6 protein-coding genes are annotated in these 6,036 nt (G+C 65.5%); 2 read left to right on the top strand and 4 right to left on the bottom strand.

Annotation, left to right across the window (positions count from 1 at the left end; all coding sequences use genetic code 11):
- The 4 genes from BLR94_RS27835 to BLR94_RS26860 form a co-directional block, all read right to left on the bottom strand.
- Nucleotides 1-226, bottom strand: a 226-nt coding sequence (locus tag BLR94_RS27835) for a hypothetical protein (RefSeq protein ID WP_208601378.1), incomplete at its 3' end; no start/stop codon positions are given.
- A 158-nt stretch (nt 227-384) separates the two neighbouring features.
- Nucleotides 385-570: a DUF7706 family protein gene (locus tag BLR94_RS26870; protein ID WP_084308990.1), complete on the bottom strand. Its 186-nt coding sequence runs from the start codon at nt 568-570 to the stop codon at nt 385-387.
- Nucleotides 571-1,111: 541 nt separating this feature from the next.
- Nucleotides 1,112-2,155, bottom strand: a complete 1,044-nt coding sequence (gene xerC / locus BLR94_RS26865) for a site-specific tyrosine recombinase XerC (protein ID WP_244158272.1) — start codon at nt 2,153-2,155, stop codon at nt 1,112-1,114.
- A complete protein-coding gene (locus tag BLR94_RS26860; RefSeq protein ID WP_090423781.1) occupies nt 2,156-5,254 on the bottom strand; it encodes a CHC2 zinc finger domain-containing protein in 3,099 nt (1,032 codons plus the stop codon).
- A gap of 100 nt (nt 5,255-5,354) precedes the next feature.
- On the opposite strand from BLR94_RS26860, the gene BLR94_RS26855 reads away from it, so the two are divergent.
- Together BLR94_RS26855 and BLR94_RS26850 are read left to right on the top strand one after the other, a co-directional pair.
- Nucleotides 5,355-5,726 carry a helix-turn-helix domain-containing protein gene (locus BLR94_RS26855; RefSeq protein WP_084308991.1) on the top strand — a complete coding sequence of 124 codons (372 nt, stop codon included), beginning with the start codon at nt 5,355-5,357 and terminating at the stop codon, nt 5,724-5,726.
- An 86-nt stretch (nt 5,727-5,812) separates the two neighbouring features.
- Nucleotides 5,813-6,034, top strand: coding sequence for a SymE family type I addiction module toxin (locus BLR94_RS26850; RefSeq protein ID WP_084308992.1), 222 nt, complete (start codon nt 5,813-5,815; stop codon nt 6,032-6,034).
- The last annotated feature ends 2 nt before the right edge of the window (nt 6,035-6,036 follow it).

Below are 6,036 nucleotides of genomic sequence, written 5' to 3'. Positions count from 1 at the left end.
TTCCTTTTGCCCCAACTGTATCACCCGACGCGAATTTCGTTGTCCAGGCGTCCAGGCCCAGACGTGGCGCGGCTTCCCAGCGCGTTACACCCAGGTGATGCTCCGTTGCCGCGTAAAATGGCCCCGACGCGACTTTCGGCGTTGCAAGCTGCACGCCCAGAACCGCCCAGGCCAGCAACAACAGGCCCAGCCAGAGCAGCGGATTTCCAGAGTGGATTCGATTCATGGACACGAGCTTAGCGGCCCGCCCGCCGTTGCGCAGCTAAAAACTCAAGCTCCCGGCCGGGGCGGTGGCGCAGCCGCCGGGCCGGCCGGGGGCCAACAAGCGCAGCGCGTTAGCCTTTGGCGCGGGTTGGTGAAGGGGCGGTGACCCGCCCCTTACCCTCAGCGCGGCGCGTAGCCCGCCTCGGCCAGCGCTCGCTGGAGCTGGTTGATCGCCTCGATCATCTGCTGCGTTTCCCGATCGTCCACCGCCAGGCTGCGGCAGTCGCTGTAGCTGATGCGCTTGACCAACTGCGCCAGGGCCCAGGCCAGGTTGCTGTTGAGCTCCAGGGGGATTGCCGTGTTCATCGCGTGTTCCTCTTCGTGCTCGACACTCGCCGCGAGCGCCGTTTGCCCCGTCCGCGCAGCCCCGCGCGCAGGCCGGTCAAGGGCGGCGCAGCCGGGCGAAGCCTTCACCCTTGACGGGCCGAGCACGGAGCTATCCTGACCGGGCACACGGAGGGAGCTTTACTCGGTCTCCCAGGCGCGGCTTTTCGCTCTGGCTCTGCTCTGGCCTTGGCTTTTGGGGAGCCCCCTTGGGGGCGGACGGGAGCTGGGCAGCCGTTGCGGGGAACGAGCAACGCAGTGCGAGCCCGCAACGGTTGACCGGCGGGTGGGCGGGGGTAATAAACGCTCTACCAGCAGCCGGGCGAAGCCGGGCGTCCAGCCGATGCGTTGGCTTTTGATCTTCCGGGGGCGAAGACATAACGCTTATTACGCGAACCCGTAGGGCGCGCAGCGGTGCGGCTTGCCGCACTTTGCGTAATGCAGCGTTATGTTGAATGGACGGCTCCGCCGGCCATTTACCCCCGGCATAAACGCCTGACAGGTGCGCAGCATCTGTCAGCCCTTATTGCTTTTGATCTTGATCTGGCTCTTGATCGGCTTGGCCCTGCCGGCTCAGCCGCGCCGGGTGGGTCGCCGTGTGGATCGCCTTCAGCGCGCGGATGCTCACCTGGGTGTAGATCTGCGTGGTCTCCAAACTCACATGGCCCAGCATCGCCTGGATGAAGCGCACGTCCGCGCCGTTCTCCAGCATCAGCGTGGCCATGGTGTGGCGGAACAGGTGGCAACTGCCGCGCTTGCCGATGTCCGCCGCGTCGATGTGTTCGCGCACCAGTTGCGTCAGCCGGTTGGGGCTGAAGGCTTCACCCTGCTGGGTCAGGAACAACTGCCCGCCGTCTTCGCCCAGCACGAACTGCGGGCGCACCTGGTCACGGTATGTCCTGATCCAGGCCAGCGCCCGCTCGCCGATGGGGATCATCCGATCCTTCCGGCCCTTGCCCTGGCGGATCATCACCGTCCCGCGCTCGTAGTCGATGGCCATCCAGTCCAGGTTGATCAGTTCCATGCGCCGCATGCCGGTGCTGTAGAGGGTTTCCAGCATCGCCCGGTCGCGGATGCCGGTGGCCGTGGCGATGTCCGGTACGTTGAGGATGCGCTCGGCCTCGTCCGCCGTGAGGATGTGCTTGGGCAGGCGCTGTTCCATGCGTGGCAGCTCGAGGTCGGCGGCCGGGTTGTAGAGGATACGGTTGCTCTTGGTCAGCCACTTGAACCACACCCGGATCGGCGTGATGCGCACCGTCTGGCTGCGCGCGGACAAGGGTTGGCCATCGGCCTTGCGGTACAGGAACAGATGACGCTGGTAGCGCTCCAGGATCGGCCGGGTAATCTCCTGGGGACGGGTCAGGCCGCGTTCGTCACACCAGCGGATAAAGGCGATCAGCAGGCTTTCCCGGTTGCCCACCGTGCGCTCGGAGTAGCCGCGCTCGCGCTGGTGTTGCAGGAAGGCTTTCATCTGGAAGTACAGGCTACCCGGATCGCCCAGCGGGCCGATCACCTGGTCGGCGATTTTCACCGACTTGGGCTTGCGGGTCTTCTGCAAGGCCATCATTCAGCCCTCCACTACGGCGGCACTGGACAACAGCGCCTCGGCGTTGTGCCCGGGCTGGATAGGTGCCTGGCCGTTCACCCCGACCGGATCGGCCTCGGGCTCAGGCAGTGCCTGGCCTGGTACGGTGTTTTCAGCATCCGACCGAGCACCGACCAGCCCCCGACCTGGAGCCGACCGCTTTGCCTCCAACCCCGACCGGGCCGATTCGTTGTCCAGCCGCTCGGCCTCGATCAGCCCCATCAGGTGCGGCTGGGCACTGCCGTCGCCGTCGTAGGCGAGGCTGTATTCATGGGCCAGGCCACGCCGGTAGAGGCTCAGGTATTCCAGTTCCAGCAAGCGGCCCAGGTGGATCTTCAGTTGCGTGTCGCCCCAGCCAGTGGCCGCGCGCACGTCCTTGCGGCTGAAGCGGAAGTCGTGAACCTTGACCCCCAGCCCGCCGATCCACCCTTGCAGCAGGCCCAGCAGCCGGCGGGTCTGCGGCGGCAGTTCGTCCAGGGTACGGCCGAGGATGTCGTGGGCCAGGCGGTTGGCCAGGGCGATATCGGCTTTCGTCGCTTCGATATAGGCCAGCGGCTGGCCGCGGTGCTCGATCCGCTGGATCGGCCGCTGGTGCTGGTGCAGCAGGGCAATGGCGCGGATCAGCGTCAGGTATTTCATGTGGTCGCGGCGGGTGCGGGTCTTGTCGCTGAGGAAGGTCAGCCGGTCGGCGTACGGGTTGACCACCGCCAAGGGCTTGAGCAGGCGCTGGGCGTTCTGGTGCAGGCGGACAATGGCCTGTTTCTCGGCATCGGCCAGCAGGCCGTCGAGGGTTTGCTTGTGGCGCTGCGCGGCGTGGATCGCCTCGGTCTGCTCGCGGCTTTCGTTGATGGTCAGCACCAGGCAGCGGTTGAGCAGTTCTTCGTCGATGTCGATCGCCGTGGTGGTGAGCATCAGCATCACCGGCCCCTGCACCCGGTATTGCTTGGTCACCAGGTTGCCGGTGGTTTCGTCCTTGCCGGTGCTGGCGATGGTCAGTTCGCCATCCGATTGCAGCAGCTTCAGGGCGTAGGCCGCCTGGCGCACGCCCTCCTCTTCGGCGATGGCCAAAATCCGGTGTTGCAGGTCGGTTTCGCCGAGGTAGAACAGGCTTTGCCCGGTCATGGCGCTGTACTGGATGCGTTCCTCTTCCGGCATCAGGTTCAGCACCGCGTCCATCAGGCTGGACTTGCCCGCCGCGCTGCTGGATTGGATCAGCACCGCCAGCGGCTGGTCGAGTTTCCTGGACACCGCCGCCAGGTAGCCGGCCAGCAGGTTGCTGGATTCGCCGACCACGCCGCAGCGCGCCAGGTCGGCCTCGAGGCGCTCGATCAGCTTCGGCGCGCGCAGCAGTTCCAGGGCGCTTTGCTCGTCCTCGGCGCTGAGCGTCGGCGTGGGATTTTTCGGTGCCAGTGCCGCCCGGATCGCCGCCTCCTGCAAGCCTTCCAGCTTGAGCAGCACCTGGCCCAGGTCGCGCTTGAGGACGTCCTCCGACACGCCCAGTTCGAGGCTGGCCTGCTTCACATAGCTGCTACGCGCCTTGGCCGCGTACAGGTCGAAGCTGTCCACGTAATACGCCGCCTCCATCTGCTCGCTGGCCTCGCGGCGTACCTGCACATTGACCCGCATCTGCTCCGGGCCCAGGTTCTTCTTCCAGCCCCGCACCCGCCAGTGCCGATCCGCCACCGTGAGTAAAAGATCGCCCTGGGCGTTTTCCGAAAAGGATTCGACTACGGATTGCGGCTGTCCCACCGCTGCCCCCGGCATCGGGGTCAGCGGCTCGGTCGATACGACTACAGATTCCGGCTCCGTGGCCAAAGCGGCAGAAACAGAGGGCTGTACAGGAACCGATACGACTACACTTTCCGGCTCGCACAGCGCAACGGCCTGCGGCGCAGCGGCTGAAGAAGAAGCGTCATCCGCCTCACTCGCCACGCCCTTGCCCTGCCACAGCGCCCGCTGCAACAACTCGCCCAGCGCCTGCGCCGGGCTCTCCACCTGCCGCGCGAAGGCATTGGCATCCAGCCCCTGCGGGAACAGCAGCCGGAACACTTCGAGGCCGGCACCGCGCAGTTCCTCCCCCAGCGTGGCCGCCGCCGCATCCCCCGCCGCGTCGCGGTCGAAGGCGATCACCACCCGCCGCGTGCCGTGGTGTTTCAGCGCCTGCCAGTGATCCTGGCCAAAGCCGTTCACCCCATAGGCCGCGATCACATTGCGCAAACCGGCACACCAGAAGGTCATGGCGTCGATCAAGGATTCGCACAGGATCACCTCGCCACCGCCCACCAGCGCCGCCTCGTTCCACACCCCGCGCAATGGCGCGGCCAGGTACAGGTGCCGCGACTGCCCGGCCGGGATCTTGTGGTTCGGCTGCAAGCGCCGGCCGTACAGTTGCACCACCCGCCGGCCCTGCTCGGCATTGGCCCCGCCCTCCAGGCCGATCACCGGCACCACCAGGCAGCCGTTGAGGTGTTCGTGGCCGCTCGCGCGCAACACGCCCACGGCCTGCAACTGCTGGCGTACCTGCTTGCCGGCCTGGGTATGCCCGGCCGGCAGGCGGTAGGTCAGGGTCTTGTTGGCATAGCCAAGCTGGAAGTGCTCGACCAGCTCCGGATGCGTCAACCCACGGGATTCCAGGTAGGCCAGCGCCTCGGGCGACTGCTTGAGGTTGGCGTGGTAGAACTCGGCCACCGACTGCAACAGCGCGGCGGCCTCCAGCTCGGCAGCGGCAGAGCCAGCGGCTAAAGGCGGCAGGTGGCGGGCATGGCTGCGCGTCACGCCGACCTTCTCGGTACTGTCCAGCGGCGCGTCGTTGCGCAGCAGTTGCACCGCGTGCGGCAGCGAAACGCCCTGGGTCTTCATCACCCAGTCGATCACCGAACCCGCCGCCCCGCAGCCAAAGCAGTGATACAGGTTCTTCTCCGGCGAGATCGACAGGCTCGGCGTCTTCTCCTCGTGGAACACGCAGTGCATCACCCAGTCCTTGCCCCGTTTCTTCAACTCATGGCCCTGCGACTGGATCAGCCGTACCAGCGACACCTCGCGCTTCAGGCGTTCCAGTTCGGCGACGGGGATGCGGGCCATGCGGGGTTTCTCCAGAATTGCGTCAAGATTCTCTTGTGCGCAATTCTAGGCTCTCTTATGCTACCACTGTCAAGCACACCAGATACCCAGGGATAACATCATGGCCACCTTCATCACCCGGCTAACCACGATGAGCATCGCCCAACGACTGGTATCCCTGCGCAAACAGAAAGGCTTGACCCAGCAGGCGCTGGCCGACGCGCTCGGCCTGCACCTCACCCAGGTGAAGCGCTACGAGGCCGGCACCTCGCAACCGTCGCTCGATGCCCTGAAGAAAATGGCGCAAACCCTGCGCGTCACCACCGACTCATTGATTTTCGAGCCGGAGGAACTGGAACCCGACGAGGATCTGCGCCTGCAATTTCAGGCAGTCAGCAACATGCCGGCCGAGGAACAACGCATCGTCAAGCAACTGCTGGAAGGGATGATCATCAAGTACGAAGCGGAACGCTGGTCATCCAAGACCCGCTGACACCGCAGAGAAAGGAGAAGACGCGAACCGAGTGGGCGGCAACCCACCCGGCTCGCTGACCACAAGCAGCTAAGAAGGAGCTGACCATGGCTAAGGCCGATCATAGGGCAGTCACGCCCAGAACTGAACGTTTCGCCACCATCGCCGCCGATTACTATCCGCCGCTCGGCGAACCCGCCTACACCCACGACCGCATCGTCCCCGGCATCAAGCTGCGCGGCCTCTGGCTGCAACAGGCCGGCTTCCAGGTCAACGAGAAAATACGGATTCGGGTCATGCAGGGCTGTTTGGTGATTACGGCGGAGTGAAA

It is taken from the genome of Phytopseudomonas flavescens (assembly GCF_900100535.1).
GTDB lineage: Bacteria > Pseudomonadota > Gammaproteobacteria > Pseudomonadales > Pseudomonadaceae > Aquipseudomonas > Aquipseudomonas flavescens.
The sequence above is the reverse complement of the archived record's forward strand: the minus strand, read 5'-3'. Positions and strand labels throughout refer to the sequence as shown.

Bases quoted from the DNA above. Each gene is read 5' to 3' on its own strand.
- BLR94_RS26860 (WP_090423781.1), bottom strand. From the start codon at position 5,254: ATGGCCCGCATCCCCGTCGCCGAACTGGAACGCCTGAAGCGCGAGGTG.
- BLR94_RS26855 (WP_084308991.1), top strand. From the start codon at position 5,355: ATGGCCACCTTCATCACCCGGCTAACCACGATGAGCATCGCCCAACGA.
- BLR94_RS26850 (WP_084308992.1), top strand. From the start codon at position 5,813: ATGGCTAAGGCCGATCATAGGGCAGTCACGCCCAGAACTGAACGTTTC.
- xerC (WP_244158272.1), bottom strand. From the start codon at position 2,155: ATGATGGCCTTGCAGAAGACCCGCAAGCCCAAGTCGGTGAAAATCGCC.
- BLR94_RS26870 (WP_084308990.1), bottom strand. From the start codon at position 570: ATGAACACGGCAATCCCCCTGGAGCTCAACAGCAACCTGGCCTGGGCC.